Source organism: Streptomyces sulfonofaciens (assembly GCF_014656295.1).
Taxonomy (GTDB): Bacteria; Actinomycetota; Actinomycetes; order Streptomycetales; family Streptomycetaceae; genus Streptomyces; species Streptomyces sulfonofaciens.
On record NZ_BNCD01000003.1, the window covers coordinates 35,120 to 52,687 of the forward strand.

The window sequence follows — 17,568 nt, forward strand, 5'->3', positions numbered from 1 at the left end:
TCCTCCGCGGTCAGCTCATCGACCATTGCTGGTTGGATCCGCCGTTGCAGGTCCACAGTTCGGCCAGGGCACCGTTGGCGGTGGAAGCGCCGGTGACGTCCAGGCAGAGGCCGGACTGGGCACTGGTGATGGTGCCGTTGGCGTTGACGTTCCACTGCTGGTTGTTCTGGCCGTTGCAGGTCCAGGTGATGACCTTGGTGCCGGGGCTGGTGCCCTGGTTGTCGGCGTCCAGGCATAGCTGGCTGCCGCCGCTGTAGACGGTCATCTGGTTGGCGGACGTACGGGTGAAGGTCTGGTTGGCGCCGCCGGTGCAGCTCCAGATCTGCATCTGGGTGCCGGTCGTGGTGGACGAGTTCGGCACATCCAGGCACTTGCCCGCACCCACCGCGTGCAGCGCGCCCGTCGTGCCGGTGCTGCCTCCGCCGCCGTAGCCGGCCGCGGTGATGGCGGCCTGGACGGCGTTCTCGGTGGCGTCGGAGGGATAGCCCGACGTCACCGCGCCTTCGAAGAACTCGCCGACGCCCGAGACGCTGTTGTCGCCCCCCGTCCCGAGCAGGACCGAGCTGTCCACCTTCATCGGTGAGTAGCCGTTCGGTAAGGGGCCAAAGAAGGTGGTGGTCAGGCCGCCGCTGGTGGCGTTGCCGTATTTCAGGGCGAAGTTGCTGGTGCCGTTGTTCTTCTCCCATGCGCTGACGAAGGGGTAGTGCACGCCGCTGTTGCTGGGGTCTTTGTTGGAGCCGGTGTTGGTGTGGAACATGCCGTTCTCCAGGTCGGCCTCGACCCACGGGCCGGTGCCGGTGCAGCCGCCGAACCAGCAGGCGTTGCCCCAGTAGATGGCGTTCATGGTGGCGTTGCCGGTGTCGGTGTGGGTGTTCTCGCCGAGGCCGTAGTCGAAGCAGCACCACTGGTTCGTGTAGTTCGACGACGTCACCATGTAGATGCCGCCGGGCTGGGAACCGGTGGGGACCCCGCTCGCGTTGTCGTGCCGGTAGCCGACACCCTGGGTGACCTTGACCCCGAAGACCTGGTGGCCGCCGGCGGTCACGGGCAGGGCCATGGCATCCGCCCCGATGTCGGAGCCGTTGGGTCCTGGCCCCTTCCAGTAGCCGCCCCAGGAGATCGGCAGGTCGTTGTGCCGGGCGGTCTGGTCGTAGATCTTCGTGATCGTGCACGACGTGCCCGAGCAGAACGACACCTGGGACGCGGCGTCCGCGTAGCCGCCGGGACCGAGCACCCCGATGTCGCGGTAGCTGTGATCGGAGGCCCGCTGGATCTGGTACAGCGGCCCGCCGTACGACGCGAAGAGCGCCCTGGTCGTGGCGTGCGCCGTCACACACGGCGTACCGCCCGCGGCATAGATGTCGCACGGAAGCGAGGCGCCGGCCGCGACCGCCGGTGTGCTGAACGCGGCCACGATCACCGCCAGGGCAACCATGATCAGGGCTGCGCATCGAAGGGGGAGCGCGGGGGACCTCATGCCAGCGTCCACTTCTGGTTGCTGCCGCCGTTGCAGGTCCACAGCTCGGCGAGGGTCCCGTCGGCGGTGGCCGCTCCCGTGACGTCCAGGCACAGGCCGGACTGGACGCCGGTGATCGTGCCGTTGGAATTCAGCGTCCACTGCTGGTTCCGCTGGCCGTTGCAGGGCCAGGTCACCACCTTCGTTCCGGGCGCGGTCTGGTTGTCGTACGCGTCCAGGCACATCTGGCTGCTGCCGGAGTAGACGGTGAGCTGGTTGGACGTGGAGTGCGTCCATCGTTGGTTGGTTCCGCCGGTGCAGCTCCAGATCTGCACCTGGGTGCCGGCGGCCGTGCTCGAGTTCGGTACGTCCAGGCACTTGTCCGCGCCCACCGCGCGCAACTCGCCGGTCACGTCGGTGCCGCCGCTGGTGCCGCCCGCGACCCGGTACATCACCGTCCCGTGCGCCGGCACCGAGGCGCTGATCGTGCCCGAGGTGCTTGAGGTCGCTCCCGACCACAGGTCGGTCAGGGCGTAACTGGACGCCCCGGTCTTGCCGATCGCCGCCGCCGTGGTGGAGATGGTCGCGGTCGAGCCCGTCTCGTTGAACAGCACCACCGACACGTCCCCGCCCGCAAGCGGCTTGGCCAGCACGTCCAGGCCGCCCGCGGACGACACCAGGGTGCCCTGCTTCCCCAGGGGGTCCTGGTCGACCGCGATCACCCGGGAGTTGGTCAGCGTGGCCAGGGTGTCCGCGCTCGCCTGGGGGATGTTGGTGCCGGCGATCAGCGGCGCGGCCATCTCCGCCCACAGGCTGAAATGACTGCGGCTCTCGGTGGCCGTCATCGAGCCGTTGCCGACCTCCAGCATGTCCGGGTCGTTCCAGTGGCCCGGACCGGCGTAGGAGGCCAGCCCCACGTTGCTGTGGAAGATCGACAGCATGCTGGCGAAGTTCGCGCTGATGTCCCCGGTGGTACGCCAGCTATTGCCCACGTTCGCGCCCCAGGTCCACACATTGTCCTGGCCCCAGTTGCAGAGGCTGTAGAGGATCGGCCGGCTGGTGGCCGCCAGGGCGTCCCGCATCGCGGTGTACCGGGTCTGCGCCGGCACACCGTTGTTGTTGCAGTTGTCGTACTTCAGGTAGTCCACGCCCCAGGACGCGAACGTCTGCGCGTCCGTGGTCTCGTGTCCCAGGCTGCCCGGATACCCGGCGCAGGTCGCGGTGCCCGCGTCCTCGTAGATCCCCAGCTTCAGCCCCAGCGAGTGCACGTAGTCCGCGGTGCCCTTGATGCCGTCGGGGAACTTGGCCGGATCCGGCACCAAGCGGCCGGCGGAATCGCGGCTGTGGGTCATCCAGCAGTCGTCGATGTTGACGTACTCGTATCCCGCCGCCTGCATGCCGTTCGTATGCATCGCCTGCGCGGTGGACTTGATCAGCGACTCGGAGACGTCGCAGCCGTACGCGTTCCAGTCGTTGAACCCCATCTGCGGGGTCAGCGCGAGCCCGTTGTCCAGCGCGGCGGCGGGCTGCGCCGTGCCGGCTGAGACGACGGAGGCCGCCGCGATGAGCAGCGCGACCGAGGTGAGCGCCACCGCCCTGCGCAAGAGCGGTCGCGGGAGGAGGGACAGAAGTCGTCTAATAATGGCCATGTCAATAACTCTCCTGGGCGGGTCTCTCGTGGCCGTGCATTGGGTGTGCTGGAGGAGGCCGGCCTCCTCCAGCACGGGGGCGAACCTCAGCGGTAGCCGGCCGCGGTGATGTTGGCCTGTACCGCGTTGTCGGTCGCGTCGGACGGGTAGCCGGCGACGATGGCCCCCTCGTAGAAGGTGCCGGCGCTCAGGTTGGCGCCGCCGCCGGGCTTGCAGCAGTCACCGCCGCTTCCCAGGACGATGGCTCCCTGTTTCTTCATCGGGCTGTATCCGTTCGGCAGGCCGCCGTCCCACAAGGTGGTCAGGCTGCCGGACTGCGCGTTGGCACCCTTGAGGGCGAATCTCGACGTCCCGTTGTTCTTCAGCATCGCGGTGACGAATTTGCTGGTGAACGCCCGCTGGTTGGGGTTCCAGGACTGGCTGCCACCGGAGTACAGGCCCCATTCGAGATCGGCCTGCACCCAGGGGCCGCTGCCCGAGCAGCCGCCGAACCAGCACTGGGTGCTGAAGTTGATCGCGTCCATCGCCCCGGCGGCGTCGGCGCTCCTCGTCGTCTCGCTGTTGCCGTAGTCGAAGCAGCAGCCGCCGTTGACGTGGGTGCCGCTGGTCACCATGTACGCCCCTTCGGGCGCGCTGCCGGTCGGCACGTCCGTCAGGTGACCGTCCCGCCAGTAGCTGTTCCCGGGATTGATGTAGAGCGAGTACGCCTTGGTGCCCCCGGCGGTCAGCGACTCGGAGGCCGCCTTGGCGGGGCTGCTCTGGCTCGATCCCGGGACCTGGGCCGAACCCTGGTACCACAGGTCGTTGCCGTGTCCGGACTGGTCGTAGACGACCGTGATCACACACGAGGTGCCCGCGCAGAACGCGTCCTGCGCCGCCGCGTCGGCGAAGCCGCCGGCCGCAAGCACACCGATGTTCCTGGTCGCGTTGTCCGAGGAGCGCCTGACCTGGTACAGGTTGCCGCCGTACGACCCAAGGAGCGCCCGCACCGTGCTGTGCGCGGCCACGCACGGCGTACCGCCCGCCGCGTAGATGTCGCACGGGCCCGATCCGTCGGGCGGCGGAGTCGACGGCGTGCTCCACTTCTGGTTGCTCTGGCCGTTGCAGGTCCACAGGATGACCGCGGTGCCGTTGGCCGTGCCCGCCCCGTTGACGTCCAGGCACAGGCCGGACTGGACGCCGGTGATGGAGCCGTCGGCGTTCTGCCGCCACTGCTGGTTCTGCTGCCCGTTGCAGGACCAGATGATCACCGCGGTTCCCGGAGCGGTCCGGTCGCCGTAGGCGTCCACGCACCGGGTGCCGCCCATCGTCCTCAGCTCACCCGCCGACGTGAACTCGAACGCCTGGTTCGCCTGACCGTTGCAGTCCCAGACGTCCAGCGCCGTGCCCGCCGTGTCGACACCGCCCTTGACATCGAGGCACCGCCCCGACGCCGCACTCACCAGGGGTGCCGGCGCCGATGCCGACCGCGCCGGCGCGATCGACAGCAGCATGGCCAGCAGTGCCGTCACGCAGACGGCGGCGGCCGTCGTCGAGCGGGAGCTCCGGAACGAAACCGATGAAGGCTGCATGGTGTTCCTCGGGTATGTGGAGGGCGAGGGTCCGGGAGCGCTCCGACTTTGCGAAACGCGCTCAGACATCCCATGTGCCATAGTGATTCCACAAGGCACTTCGCCTGTCAATACACATATCGCTCCCGGGGTTAACGTAATCGATCCCATGTCTACCTCGGTCAGACCGCCGTGAAGGCATGCCGGAACCAGCGCCCGGCCAAAGCCGCCACACCGGGCGCGGGAGTTCTCGCCGGATCACCTCACTTGAAGTTCCAGTGCTGGTTGGCGCCGCCGTTGGAGTCCCAGATCTGGACCGGTGTCCCGTTGGCCGTCAGGCCGCCGGGTGTCTCCAGCGCCCGTCCGGAAGCGACGTTGGTCAAGGTGTACGAGCCGTCGCCGTTCCGGCTCGCCCGCCAGTGCTGGTTCGCGCCGCCGTTGGCGTCCCAGATCACCATCTGCGTGCCGTTGGCCGTCTGACCGCCCGGCTCGTCCAGAACCCGCCCACTGCCGACGTTCGTCAGCGTGTACGAGCCGTCGCTGTTCTGGCTCGCCCGCCACTGCTGGTTGGCAGCCGTGCCGTTGGCGTCCCAGACCTGCACGGACGTGCCGTTCCCGGTCTGTCCCGACGGTACGTCCAGCACCCGGCCCGCGGCGGCATTGCTCACCGAGTACACCGTGCCCGAGACGATGCCGCCCCCCGTGTTCCCCTCGCCGCCCAGCGCGGACAGGACGGCGTCGTAGGCCGGCTTCTTGTTGCCGTTGCCGTCGAACAGCAGCGGGTTCTCCCCGGACCGCCACGAATCGCTGTCCCTGATCCCCCACACGGTGATGCCGGTGCAGCGGGCGACGTTCATGCACGCCCGGACCGTGTTGCCGTAGGCGGTCAAAGACGCCTGGGCGATGTCGAGTTCGGTGATCTGGACGTCGACGCCGAGGGCGGCGAAGTTGGACAGCGTGGTCTGGAAGCCGGCGGGCGGGCCGCCGGAGCCGAAGTGGCTCTGCAGGCCGACGCAGTCGATGGGCACGCCGCGCGCCTTGAAGTCCTTGACCATCGCGTAGACGCCCTGCGTCTTGGCGTCGCTCCAGTTCTCGATGTTGTAGTCGTTGTAGCAGAGCTTGGCCGCGGGATCGACGGACCGGGCGGTGCGGAACGCCTCCTCGATGAAGCCGTTGCCGAGTACGTTCTGGAAGACCGAGCTGCGGTGCTGGGTGGAGCCGTCGGCGAAGGCCTCGTTGACCACGTCCCAGGCGTAGATCTTCCCCTTGTAGTGGTTCATCACGGTGGTGATGTGGTTGTTCATCACGCTGCGCAAGGTGCCCGCGTCGCCGATGGAGCTGACCCAGCCGGGTAACTGCCCGTGCCACACCAGGGTGTGGCCGCGCATCCGCTGACCGTGCGCGGAGGCGTGGCTGACGATCTGGTCGGCCGGGCCGAAGTTGAAGTTGCCGCGGGACGGTTCCGTGGTGTCCCACTTCATCTCGTTCTCCGGGGTGATCATGTTGAATTCCCGGTCGAGAATCGTGGAATACGTCGAGTCGCCGAGTCTCCCGGCGGCCACGGCGGCGCCGAAATAGCGGCCGCTGTCGGCCGCGGCCGCACCCAGCGTGCTGGAAGCGCCATGTGCCTCGAGGCTCGCCGGCCCGGCCAGGGCCAGTACCGTACCGGCGATCAATCCGGCGACCGGGGCCAGGAGCTTGCGGCGGCGGGGCTCTTCGTTGAGCCAGGACATGAGGAATCAATCTCCTTGTGGGTGGGTCCGGGGGTTACGAGACCGGTAGCGCGGTCCACTGCTGGTTGGCGCCGCCGCTGCAGTCCCACAGGACTAGCTGCGTACCGTCGGCGGTGGACGAGTTGGGATCGTCGAGGCAGCGGCCGGAGACCGGGTTGCGGTAGCCGCTGTTGTAGGCCAGCCATTGCTGGTTGGTGCCGCCGTTGCAGTCCCAGATCTCGATCTTGGTGCCGTTGGCGGTGCCGCGGCCGGTGGCGTCGAGGCACTTGCCGAGCGCCCGCAGGGTGCCGTCGGAGCGCGCGGACCACTGCTGCCCGGTGGAACCGTTGCAGGTCCAGATCTGCGCGGCGGTACCGTTGGCGTTGCTGCCGCCGTTGACGTCCAGGCACTTCCCCGCGATGCCGGAGCGCACCTGCCCGCCACCCACGGAGACCGGCGGCTTGATCCAGCCGGCGGCGTCCGCGGCCTGGACACCTGCGTCGAATGCCGCCGCCATCTTGCTGAAGCCGTTGTCGTTGGGGTGCAGCGAGTCGGACAGGTCCGCGGTGGTCAGGGCACTCATGTCGACCAGGCGGACGTGTTTGCCGGCCGCCTGCTCGGCCTGGACGATGCCGGGCAGCTTGGCGTTGAACGCGGGCCGGTTGGCCTCCTCCGTACCGCTGGTGGAGATGAGCACGGTGCCGACGAGGACGGTCGCGTCGGGTGCGGCGTTGGTGATCTGGTCGATCAGCGCACGCATCCGGTCAGCGGCGGTCGGGATCTGGTAGTTGCCGTTCAGATCGTTGGTGCCGATCTCCAGCGTGACGACATTCGGCCGGAAGCGGGCCAGCACGGAGTCCGCGATGCCGGCTATCTGGTCGATCCGCCAGCCGCTGTGGCCCTCGTTGTCCGGGTCGGACATGGTGCCGTTGCGGCCCGAGCCGACGAAGTCCTGGGTGTGCCCCTCGGCGGCCAGCCGGTTCCACAGAAAGCTCCGGTAGCTGTTCCCGGACGCACTGCCGACGCCCCAGGTGATCGAGTCGCCCAACGGCATCAGCCGCAGGGTGGCGGGCGCGGCGGCGGACGCCGAGGTGCCGGTGGCGGCCGCCGCGGGCCATGCCGCGCCCGTACCGAGCGCGGCCGACAGCACCGCGACCAAGGCTGCCAAGAGCTTCTTCATCTGTTTCCTCACTGGTGCGGGACGGCGGGCGTAGGGAACGAGCCGGTCAGCGCGGAGTGAAGTCCTGGTTGGAGCCGGCGGCGTTCTTGCACGGCCATTGGTCGAGTTGCTGGCCGGTGTTGCTGCCGCCGCCGTACACGTCCAGGCACAAGCCGCTGTTCTGGTTCTGGAAGGAGTACGAGCCGTCGGACTGCTGCACCGGCAGCCACAGGCAGCCGGTCGCACCGTTCGCGGCCTGCTGCACGACGTCGGGCGTACCGGCGGCGGTGGCATCGCCGGACACCGCCACGACCAGCCCGGAGTTCTGCGCCTGAAGCCGGCCGTAGCCGCCTGAGGCCGGCACGAACTGGAACTGCTGGTTGGCCTGCCCGTTGCAGGTCCACTGGTCGATCTTGGCGCCCGGACTGCCGGAGTTGCCGTACACGTCCAGGCACAGGTTGTTGCTGCCGATCACCAGCCGGTGGTAGCCGGTGGGGAAGCCGCCGCCTGTGGACTGGACGCCGGCCTGCTGGATGACGTCCTTGGTGCCCTGCGGCCAGTTGGTGCCGCTGACCTGGACGTTTCCGGTGAGGACGGTGTTGTGCGGCGGACCGGTTGCCACGTAGGTGTTGCCGCCGTTGTACCAGTTGCCGGAGAAGGTGCTGTCGTCCGTGTGGTTGTTCGCGTTGGCGTTGGTCAGCGCCCGGTTGCCCGCGTCCTGCACCAGGTTGTGGGACACCGTCAGATAGCGGGCGCCCTCGTCGAGGTACGGCGCGGTGGTGTGGTTGTTGTCGTACATGTAGTTGTCGGAGATCACCGCGCCGGGGTTCGCGGACAGGGCGTAGATGCTGCCGCCGTCGAACATCGCGTTCTTGGTGTCGTGGATCAGGTTGTGGGAGACGGTGGTGTTCTTCAGCGTCGTGGGAGTGCTGTGGACGGGCTGGTGGTCGTACGTGCCGCGGTTGACGTAGTCCTGGCTGCCGCCCGGGTCGTTGACGCCCCAGCCCCAGCCGATGTCGATCCCGTCGTACGGGAGGTGGTCCACCTGGTTGTGGGTGATCGTCGCGTTCGTGACGTAGGTGGACAGGATCCCGGCGGTCTCCTTGTAGTCGGTGCCCACCCCGCTGACCTTGTTGTTGCTGATGGTGATGTTCTGGTTGGTCATCCGCGCATCGCTGGGGTGGTGAGCGTCCGGCCGGATCCCGCCGACCTGGATGCCGCTCCCGGCGAGGTCGGTGAATGTGTTGCCGGTGACGGTGACGCCGCTGGCGCCGAGTCCCGTGCCGGAGGCCGTGGCGGCGGCGTCGTTGCCCACGCCGATACCGGCCTGCCCGAGTTCGGAGAAGGTGTTGCCGGAGAACGTGATGCCGCTGGCGGCGGAGACCTGGACGGCCGCGGGCATCTGCGCCCAGTGGTTGCGGGTGGCCTCGAACTGCGTGCACCCCGACTTGCAACTGGTCGGCCAGTTCGCGGGCATCGGGTACGCGCCGGTTAGGTAAGCGCCGCTCTGCTGGTCCGCGTAGCCGTCGGAGCCGCTCGGGCCGAGCCAGGAGGTACCGGTGAAGTGGATGCCGCTGAAGTGGAGATCGGCCGCCGGCGAGCTGTAGCGCCCGCTGACGCCGAGGAGGCTCTGCAGCCGGGGCATTTCGACGTCGAGGCTGTTCGGGTTCTGCCCCGACGGGGCCCGGTAGTACAGGTCGCCGGTGGACGCGTTGAGGTACCACTGCCCGGCCTGCTTCAGGAACGCGTAGTTGTTCTCCAGGTACGTCGTCCCGCCGGCGAACGGTGCGTTGATGGTGTCGTAGCCCCAGGAGTTGTTGTTCCACGCGGGCTGCTGCATCGTGATGGTCCGGCCGCTGATCGACTGGACCGGCGCGTAGCGGTCGGTGAAGGAGTCGACGCTCTCGACTTCCATGTGGCTCTGGTCCGAGAGGCCCCACAGGTAGTCGAGCGAGGAGTCGGTGAAGGTCAGGCCGGTCTGGGTGAAGGTGAAGGCGGAGCGGGACACCTGGATCGCCGCCCGAGGTGCCTCCTTGCCGTTCACGTACGACTGGCGCGTGTGCACGCCGGTGCCGACGTGCACCGACCAGATGTTGTTCGTCTGATCCTGTTCCTGCCAGCCGGTGACCTGCTGGGCGCCGGTCACGACCGGCTGCTGCCCAAAGGCGGCCTGGTAGGTGATGGTGTGGCCGTTCTGGCCGCCGTCGCCGGCTCCGAAGGCCAGCGGCTCGGACAGCCGGTAGGTGCCGCCTGCCAGGTAGACCACGACGTCCGCGTCGGCCGAGAGCTGGTGCGCGGGCTGCTGCGCCTGCTCGATGGTCGCGAACGGCTGCTGGGCGCTGCCGTTGCCACCGGGAGCCGCACCCGGCGCCACGTACAGGGCGGCGGTGGCCGCCTGGTCTGCGGCCGGTGCGGCGCTCGCGGTCCCGACCGTGGCCACGCTGCCGGCCAGCAAGGCGAGCAGCCCCGCGGGGGTGGCCCAGCGGGCCCGGAACGGTACTGGTCTGGACATGTCATCCCTCCGGCGGCATCGGGGCCGTGTGGCGCCCCAGTGGCGAAGCCACCGGGGGCCGGAGCGGGGTCAGGTCAGCCGAGGTTCCACTGCTGGTTGGAGCCGCCGTTGCAGGTCCAGAGTTCGACCAGGGCGCCGTTGGCGGTGGAGGCGCCGGTGACATCGAGGCAGAGCCCGGACTGGGTGCCGGTGATCGTGCCGTTGGAGTTCAGTTGCCACTGCTGGTTGGCGCCGCCGTTGCATGGCCAGGTCTCCACCTTGGTGCCGGCGGAGGTCTGGTTGTTGTACGCGTCCAGGCACATCTGGCTGCTGCCGCTGTAGACGGTAAGTTGGTTGGAGGACGTGCGGGTCCAGGTCTGGTTGGCGGAGCCGCTACAGTCCCAGATCTGCGGCTGTGTGCCGGCCGTGGTGGACGAGTTCGGCACGTCGAGGCACTTGCCCGCGCCCACCGCGTGCAGCGCGCCGGTGCTCGTCCCGCCGGACGCATTGCTGTATCCGGCCGCGGTGATGTTGGCCTGAACCGCGTTCTCGGTGGCGTCCGACGGGTAGCCGGAGGTCATCACGCCCTCGTAGAAGGTGCCTTGGGCGCCCTTGCTGTTGTCGCCACCGATGCCCAGGATGATGGCGCCCTGCTTCCGCATCGGGTTGTAGCCCGCGACGTTGGGACGTGGTCCGTCGTAGAAGGTGGACAGTCCGCCGGACTGCGCGTTGCCCCCACGGATCGCCCAGTGGTTCGGGCCGCCCTTGATGATGGCGGTCGTATACCGGTGGTTGATGGTCGGGTCGCCCGCGTTGTAGTGCTGGTTCACCCCGGAGAACAGGCCGTTCTCCAGGTCGGCCATGATCCAGGGGCCGTTGCCCGCACCGTAGCCCCAGACCTTGATGTTGCCGAAGTAGATGGCCTCCATGGTGCCGTTGCCGTCGTCGTTGTTGGACGTCTCGGCGTTGCCGTAGTCGAAGCAGCAGCCGCCGTTGTAGTGCGTGCCGTCGAAGATCGCGTACATGCCTTCGGGGTTGTCCCCGGTCGCGATGCCGTTCGTGTGGTTGTTGCGGTACCCCGTGCCGGGCGCCACGAAGACGCCGTAGGCCTTGTGACCGCCCACCGTGGTGGGCGCGGCGGTCGCGTTCGCGAGGTTGTCGGGACCGCCGGCGGCACCGCCGCCGGGCGCCTGGGTGAGATGGTTGCCGCGACCGGACTGGTCGTAGAGGACCGTGATCAGACAGGTCGTCCCCGCGCAGAACGAGTCCTGGGCGGCGGCGTCGGCGTACCCGCCCGCACTCAGAACGCCGATATCCCGGGTGGTGTTGTCCGAGGCACGCCGGACCTGGTAGAGCGGCCCGTTGTACGAGGCGTACAACGCCCGCGTCGTACTGTGCGCCGCCACACAGGGCGTACCGCCCGCCGCGTAGAGATCACACGGCCCGGACGTGGCGGCCCCGGCCGTCTCCGCCGTGGCCGTGGCACCGGCCAGCGCGCCGACGACGAGCACGGTCGCGGCTCCCGCCCGGGCGAACGTTCTCGGCAGGGAGCGATGGGAGCGCTCCCATTGTCGTACAGGTGCCTGATCCGGCACATTTTCCGGCCTGCCGCGGCGCCGTAGCGCCGCGAGCAGCCGTTGGACGCCACCGCGCCCGGACAGCAGGTGGCGTCTCGTACGTGTGGTTCCCATCTGATCTCCCTACCGTGCCGGCGTAACCCAGTCCGGGTTTCGCAGGTGGCGCTGACATATGCGGATGCGCTTGCACGTGCCGTTCGTGCAGTGAGATTGCAGAAAGGTTTCGGGGGGAGACGGTGCTCCCGATTCCAGGAGGCTGTCAAGGGTGCGGAACCTTCTTCCACGACTCTTGTCGCGGAATCGATTCGATGGCCGGATCCTGCCGATCGGCCATCGACCGGCGCGCTTGAGCACGTTCGGCGAGGCGGCGGCCAACTGGTGGTGCGCCTCCCGCGCGCGCGGCGCGGCGGATCGCGTGGGTTCGCCCGACGGCCGGGCCCGGATCACCCGGGCGACCCACCGCCACGTCACTGAACAGGGACGCAGCCACCGAACCCCGGGTGATGAGGGGCCGGTGCGATGGCACGGGCAGAAGCGGCGGGCCCCGGCCCGTGCGTCGGAGCCGCCCTGGTCTTGTGGCACGCCATTGACCCCACCCCCCGCCGGTCATAGCATCCCGTCGAAGCGCTTGCATGGAATCGATTCGCTGTGTATTCGCCAACTGCCCTCCCGCAACGCGTGAGACGCGGAACGCGTGTCTGTGCCCGGCAGCCCGGCGCAGTTCCCCGCGTACTCATGACACTCGGGCATCCTTCGGCCGCCCTGGCCCACGGCGCGCAGGCCATCCGCCTGGCACCAGGGCGCTCGTCCGGCACCACCCATGACGAGTCCATCGGGGGTGGCTGCGCCGTCGTATGCACGGCCCGCCGCCGCGGACTCATCACCCTTGCGCCGCACGCCCACAGCGAAGTGGCGCCGAAGCCGAGGAAGACGCGATGAGACGAGACCCGGCCGCTCGGCCACGGCCGCCATGACTCCATCGACAACGGCGATCATGCTGACGGCACCGGCACGAGGCGAGGCGGGCACCTCGCCGGCAGTTGGATCGGCGACGGACTCCGCGACGGCTCCGCCCCTCCCCGCCACTCCATGCCCCGCCGGCGAACCGATTCGCGCGAGGTACCCTTCCGGCCGGCCGGCAGGTTCTTGGGGAGTCGCATGAACATAGGGGAGATCGCCCGGCGCGCCGGCGTGTCACGTAGCACTGTGTCGTATGCGCTCAGCGGCAAGCGGCACGTCGCGCCCAGCACCCGCAGACGGATCCAGGACGTCATCGACGAATTGGGATATCGCCCCAACGCGGCGGCGAGGGCTCTCAAGGAGGGCCGGACCCGGACGATCGGTCTCGTGATCCCACCGGCCGGCAACCGGCTCACGCACATGCAACTGGACTTCGTCGCCAGCGTGGTCGACGCCGCCGCCCGGGTGGACCTGGACGTGCTGCTGTCCTCCTCCGGCGGGGATCACGACCGTTCCTTCGAGCGCCTGGTCTCGGAGTACCGGGTGGACGGCGTGATTCTGATGGAGATCCGCCTGGAGGACCCTCGCGTGGGCCGCCTGCAGAAGGCCGGGCTGCCCTTCGTCGGTATCGGGCACACAGCCGGCGACCAGCAGATGCCCTGGATCGACGTCGACTACGCCGGCTTGATCCAGCACTGCGTGCGGCACCTCGCCGATCTGGGGCACCGCCGGGTGGCTCTGGTCACCCGTTCCCCGGAACTCATCGCGGCCGGCTACGGCCCCGCGCGCAGGGCCAGGGAGGGCTTCGAGACGGCTCTGACCGAACGCGGTCTCGACGGCATCGAAGTGCCTTGCGGGGACGATGCCCGCTCCGGCCAGGAATGCGTCGAGGCGCTTCTGCGCAGCCATCCGGACCTCACCGCGGTCACCACCATCAACGAGGCCGCCCTGCCCGGCATCCAGCGTGCGCTGGCGGACACAGGCCTCGAAGTGCCGTACGACTTCTCCATCACCGGAGTGGCGGCCAGGACATGGGCCGAGGACTTCCGTCCGCCGCTCACGGCGGCGGACGTACCGGCCCAGGAGATGGGCGAGAAGGCCGTTTCCCTGCTGGTGGAACGTATCGCCTCACCGGACACTCCGCCTCGGCACATCCTGTTGACGCCCCCGATCTCACTGCGCTCCAGCACAGCCGCGGCACCCACCCCCTGGCCGTCGCGAGTCGATCGCGCGGCGCACTGACGCACTGAGCTTGTCTTTTACCTCCGTGCGCTTGGGTGTGCGGCGCGCCTCCGTAGGGTGCGGTGTTTGATCAAGCGGAAGGGGAGAGCTGTTCGCGCACCCATTCGGGATCGAGGTTGGTGTGTGGCCGGCCCGCCACGACGACGGTCTGCACGATCTCGTTGCCGTCGTCCTGAGACGATCGCCCGGAAAACTGCGCTTGCGCAGGTCAGCCCCCGTAGCTCAGTGGATGGAGCAGGCGCCTTCCAAACACCTGCTCCACCACCTCGACGCCGTTGCTCCCGTCCACGCCAGGAGGCTGGACGTACCGGCCCGCGCCGCCCCTGGCACGTCCCACGGCCTTCCCCTGGACGATCCTGCTCGTCAACGTCACCGGCTGCGCGCCGGCCTCGACAGGAGGGGCTCTCGCCGGCTAAGCCGCCGCCGGCCCTCGCCGGGCAGGGCTGTTCGCCACCTCAGTCTTCGTCGTCTCCCCCAGTCGCAAGGATGTGGTGGATGTCGTCCAGCGCGTCCTCCGACAGGACCGGAGCCCGTGACAGTCAGTAAGCAATCCGATCACCGTTCGCCATAGGTGCAGGTCACCACCCCAAGTCGAAGTACCATCGTCGTCAAAGAGGAGAGTGCACGTCTTCGACTGCTTCGCCTGCGCCATCCACCGCATGGCGCCCCTGTGCGAGTACTGCCGGGTGCCGATCATCGGGCAGGGCGTGGAGGTGGACGGCCGCGGGTACTGCGGGGCCCACTGCTCGCGGGCCGAGGGCCGGGCGGGGATCATCGACAGGGCCTGAGGGCCCCTGACCGCGGCTGCCCGGGGCCGCGGGGGTACCGTCATGGGGTGTACCGCTTCCTGTTGTCCCGGCAGTGGGTGATCCTCACCCTCATCGCGCTCGTGCTGATCCCGGTGATGATCCGGCTGGGCTTCTGGCAGTTGCACCGGCACGAGCACCGCGTCGCGCAGAACAAGCTGATCGCCGACGCGCTGGCCGGACCACCGGTCCCTGCGGAACGGCTGACCTCTCCCGGGCATGCGGTGGCGCACTCCGAGCTGTACCGCCGGGTGACGGCGACGGGCACCTTCGACACCGGCCACGAGGTGGTCGTACGGCGCCGGACGAACGCCGACGAGCAGGTCGGTTTCCATGTGCTGACCCCCCTGGACCTCAGGGACGGGCGGGTGCTGATGGTCAACCGCGGCTGGATCCCGGCGAACGGCGCGCAGACCGCGTTCCCGAGGATCCCGGCGCCCGCGCACGGCGAGGTCACGGTCACGGGGCGGCTGATGGCCGACGAGACCACCGCGGAGAGCGGGATCAAGGACGTCAAGGGACTGCCGCCGCGGCAGGTCATGCTGATCAACAGCCGGCAGCAGGCGGAGCGGCTGGGGCGCCCGGTGCTCGGCGGCTACGTGGAGGAGGTCTCCCCGGCGCCGAAGGGCGGGTCGCCGGAGCTGATCCCCGAACCCGATCACAGCAGCATCGGGCCGCACATGGCGTACGCCGTGCAGTGGTGGCTCTTCTCGGCCGGGGTGCCGGTGGGGTGGATCGTGCTGGCCCGCCGTGAACGCCGTGACCGCGAGGAGCGGGCGGCCGCGCAGGCGCGGGCGGCGGCCGCGGCGGACCTGGCCGATGTGACGTCCTGAACGGCCCAGGCGCCCTGAGCCGAGCCCCGGCGCCATGAGCGCCCCCGGCCGCGCCCTGGGCGGGTTGCCTGCGGTCCGAGGGATCGGACGGCACACCTGCACCCGAAGGGGTGAATCCACCACCGTCCGGTCCCGCACGGCAAGGCCCCTCCGCCACGGTCCACGCCGCCACGGCGCGCAGCCGTGCGCGAGGCAGGGAAGCCGCGTCCCGGGGTCCCGCCGGGGCGGCGGGACGAGCCCGCGGGCAAAGCGCCGCAGGGCCCCGCGGAAGCCGTTCACCCGGCCGGACCTCGCGGGATTGCCGTGCGCCACGGCCGGGAACCCGATTCCAATGCAGCGACGCATCGAGGACTACGCGATCATCGGCGATCACCAGACCGCCGCTCTGGTGAGCCGCAGGGGCTCGATCGACTGGCTCTGCCTGCCGCGTTTCGACTCGGCCGCCTGCTTCGCCGCGCTGCTCGGCACCGACGAGAACGGCCACTGGCTCCTCGCCCCGAAGGGCGCGGCCGCCTGTACCCGCCGCGGCTACCGGCCCGACACGCTGGTCCTCGACACGGAGTGGGACACCGCCGACGGCAGCGTCCGCGTCACCGACCTGATGCCGCAGCGCGACGTCTACCCGGACGTGGTGCGGATCGTCGAGGGCCTCTCCGGCCGCGTCACCGTGCGCAGCACCCTGCGGCTGCGCTTCGACTACGGCTCCGTGGTGCCCTGGATGCGCAGGGCGGACGGCCACCGGGTGGCCATCGCCGGCCCGGACTCGGCCTGGCTGCGCAGCGAGCCCGAGGTGCGAAGCTGGGGCAAGAACTTCGGCACCTACGCGGAGTTCACCGTCGCGGAGGGCGAGAGGGTCGCCTTCGTCCTCACCTGGCACCCCTCCCACGAGCCCCGCCCCGAGCTGATCGACCCGTTCCAGGCCCTTGAGGACAGCATCGACGACTGGCGGGCCTGGGCGTCGCACTGCGGCTACCGGGGGCCTTACCACGAGCAGGTGCTGCGCTCGCTGATGGTCCTCAAGGCCCTCACCTACGCGCCCACCGGCGGCATCGTCGCCGCGGCCACCACCTCCCTGCCGGAGGAGCTGGGCGGCGTACGGAACTGGGACTACCGCTACTGCTGGCTGCGGGACTCCACCCTCACCCTCGACGCCCTGCTCGCCGCCGGCCACCTGGAAGAGGCGAAGGCGTGGCGGGACTGGCTGCTGCGGGCCGTCGCGGGCGACCCGGCCGACCTCCAGATCATGTACGGGCTCTCCGGCGAGCGCCGCATCCCCGAGTTCGAGCTGCCGTGGCTGCCCGGCTACGAGAACTCCGCACCGGTACGCACCGGCAACCAGGCCGTGGAGCAGCTCCAGCTCGACGTGTACGGCGAGGTCATCGACTCGCTGACGCTGGCCGCACGGGCCGGCCTCGGCTCGCAGCCGCACGCCTGGCGGATGCAGAACGCGCTGCTGGAGTTTCTGGAGTCCACCTGGCAGCAGCCGGACGCAGGGCTCTGGGAGGTGCGCGGCCCCCGCAGGCACTTCGTCCACTCCAAGATCATGTCGTGGGTGGCGGCCGACCGGGCGGTGCGGGCCATGGAGGCCGATCCGGGCCTGGGCGGGGACGTGGACCGCTGGCGCCGGATGCGCGACGCGATCAAACGCGAGGTGTGCGAGCGGGGCTACGACCCCGACCGGAACACCTTCACCCAGTCCTACGGCTCCGCCGACCTGGACGCCGCGCTGCTGCTCATCCCGCGCACCGGCTTCCTGCCGCCCACCGACTCCCGCGTCGTGGGCACCGTCGACGCGGTGTGCCGGGAACTGTCGCACGGCGGCCTCCTGCGCCGCTACACCAGCGAGGCGTCGGAGGTGGACGGGCTGCCGGGCACCGAGAACGCCTTCATCGTGTGCTCGTTCTGGCTGGCGGACGCGCTGTTCCTGATGGGCCGCAAACAGCAGGCGCGCGACCTCTTCGACCGGCTGGTCGGCCTCTGCAACGACGTCGGCCTGCTCGCGGAGGAGTACGACCCGGACACCGAACGCCAGCTCGGGAACTTCCCGCAGGCGTTCAGCCACATCGGCCTGGTCCACACCGCGTTCGTGCTGTACGGGGAGACGGGCGGCGGGCTGGGGGGCGAGTAGCGGCC

Annotated in this window: 11 protein-coding genes and 1 pseudogene; 4 read left to right on the forward strand and 8 right to left on the reverse strand. The window is 69.5% G+C overall.

What is annotated here, in order from left to right; all coding sequences use genetic code 11:
* Positions 1-10: 10 nt before the first annotated feature.
* From IE313_RS05960 to IE313_RS05990, 7 genes and pseudogenes are all read right to left on the reverse strand, one after another.
* Positions 11-1,477 carry an arabinofuranosidase catalytic domain-containing protein gene (locus IE313_RS05960; protein ID WP_229924420.1) on the reverse strand — a complete coding sequence of 489 codons (1,467 nt, stop codon included), beginning with the start codon at positions 1,475-1,477 and terminating at the stop codon, positions 11-13.
* Positions 1,474-3,105, reverse strand: coding sequence for a glycoside hydrolase family 27 protein (locus IE313_RS05965; RefSeq protein WP_189929879.1), 1,632 nt, complete (start codon positions 3,103-3,105; stop codon positions 1,474-1,476). Before IE313_RS05965 ends, IE313_RS05960 begins: the two co-directional genes overlap by 4 nt.
* An 86-nt stretch (positions 3,106-3,191) precedes the next feature.
* Positions 3,192-4,598, reverse strand: coding sequence for a lectin (locus tag IE313_RS05970; protein WP_189930253.1), 1,407 nt, complete (start codon positions 4,596-4,598; stop codon positions 3,192-3,194).
* 323 nt (positions 4,599-4,921) lie between these two features.
* Positions 4,922-6,388, reverse strand: a pseudogene (locus tag IE313_RS05975) (glycoside hydrolase family 10 protein); the annotation flags it as partial.
* Between the two features lie 34 nt (positions 6,389-6,422).
* A complete protein-coding gene (locus tag IE313_RS05980; protein WP_189929881.1) occupies positions 6,423-7,547 on the reverse strand; it encodes an SGNH/GDSL hydrolase family protein in 1,125 nt (374 codons plus the stop codon).
* A 46-nt stretch (positions 7,548-7,593) separates the two neighbouring features.
* Entirely contained in the window at positions 7,594-10,038 is a 2,445-nt protein-coding gene (locus IE313_RS05985) for an RICIN domain-containing protein (RefSeq protein ID WP_189929882.1), read from the reverse strand.
* A gap of 74 nt (positions 10,039-10,112) precedes the next feature.
* Positions 10,113-11,708 (reverse strand): arabinofuranosidase catalytic domain-containing protein, encoded by a 1,596-nt coding sequence (locus IE313_RS05990; protein WP_229924421.1) that lies wholly within the window; start codon positions 11,706-11,708, stop codon positions 10,113-10,115.
* A gap of 1,044 nt (positions 11,709-12,752) precedes the next feature.
* On the opposite strand from IE313_RS05990, the gene IE313_RS05995 reads away from it, so the two are divergent.
* Positions 12,753-13,796, forward strand: coding sequence for a LacI family DNA-binding transcriptional regulator (locus tag IE313_RS05995; protein ID WP_189929883.1), 1,044 nt, complete (start codon positions 12,753-12,755; stop codon positions 13,794-13,796).
* A 208-nt stretch (positions 13,797-14,004) separates the two neighbouring features.
* Here IE313_RS05995 and IE313_RS35940 read toward each other — a convergent pair whose 3' ends face one another.
* Positions 14,005-14,133 carry a hypothetical protein gene (locus IE313_RS35940; protein WP_268256687.1) on the reverse strand — a complete coding sequence of 43 codons (129 nt, stop codon included), beginning with the start codon at positions 14,131-14,133 and terminating at the stop codon, positions 14,005-14,007.
* Positions 14,134-14,416: 283 nt separating this feature from the next.
* Between IE313_RS35940 and IE313_RS06000 the strand changes: the two genes are divergently transcribed.
* The 3 genes from IE313_RS06000 to IE313_RS06010 all read left to right on the forward strand — a co-directional run bounded on the left by IE313_RS06000 (position 14,417) and on the right by IE313_RS06010 (position 17,563).
* Positions 14,417-14,584: a hypothetical protein gene (locus IE313_RS06000; protein WP_189929884.1), complete on the forward strand. Its 168-nt coding sequence runs from the start codon at positions 14,417-14,419 to the stop codon at positions 14,582-14,584.
* Positions 14,585-14,631: 47 nt separating this feature from the next.
* The gene (locus IE313_RS06005) at positions 14,632-15,435 is read left to right on the forward strand and encodes an SURF1 family cytochrome oxidase biogenesis protein (protein WP_189929885.1); all 804 of its coding nucleotides are present in this window, start codon (positions 14,632-14,634) and stop codon (positions 15,433-15,435) included.
* Positions 15,436-15,766: 331 nt separating this feature from the next.
* Positions 15,767-17,563 carry a glycoside hydrolase family 15 protein gene (locus tag IE313_RS06010; protein WP_189929886.1) on the forward strand — a complete coding sequence of 599 codons (1,797 nt, stop codon included), beginning with the start codon at positions 15,767-15,769 and terminating at the stop codon, positions 17,561-17,563.
* The last annotated feature ends 5 nt before the right edge of the window (positions 17,564-17,568 follow it).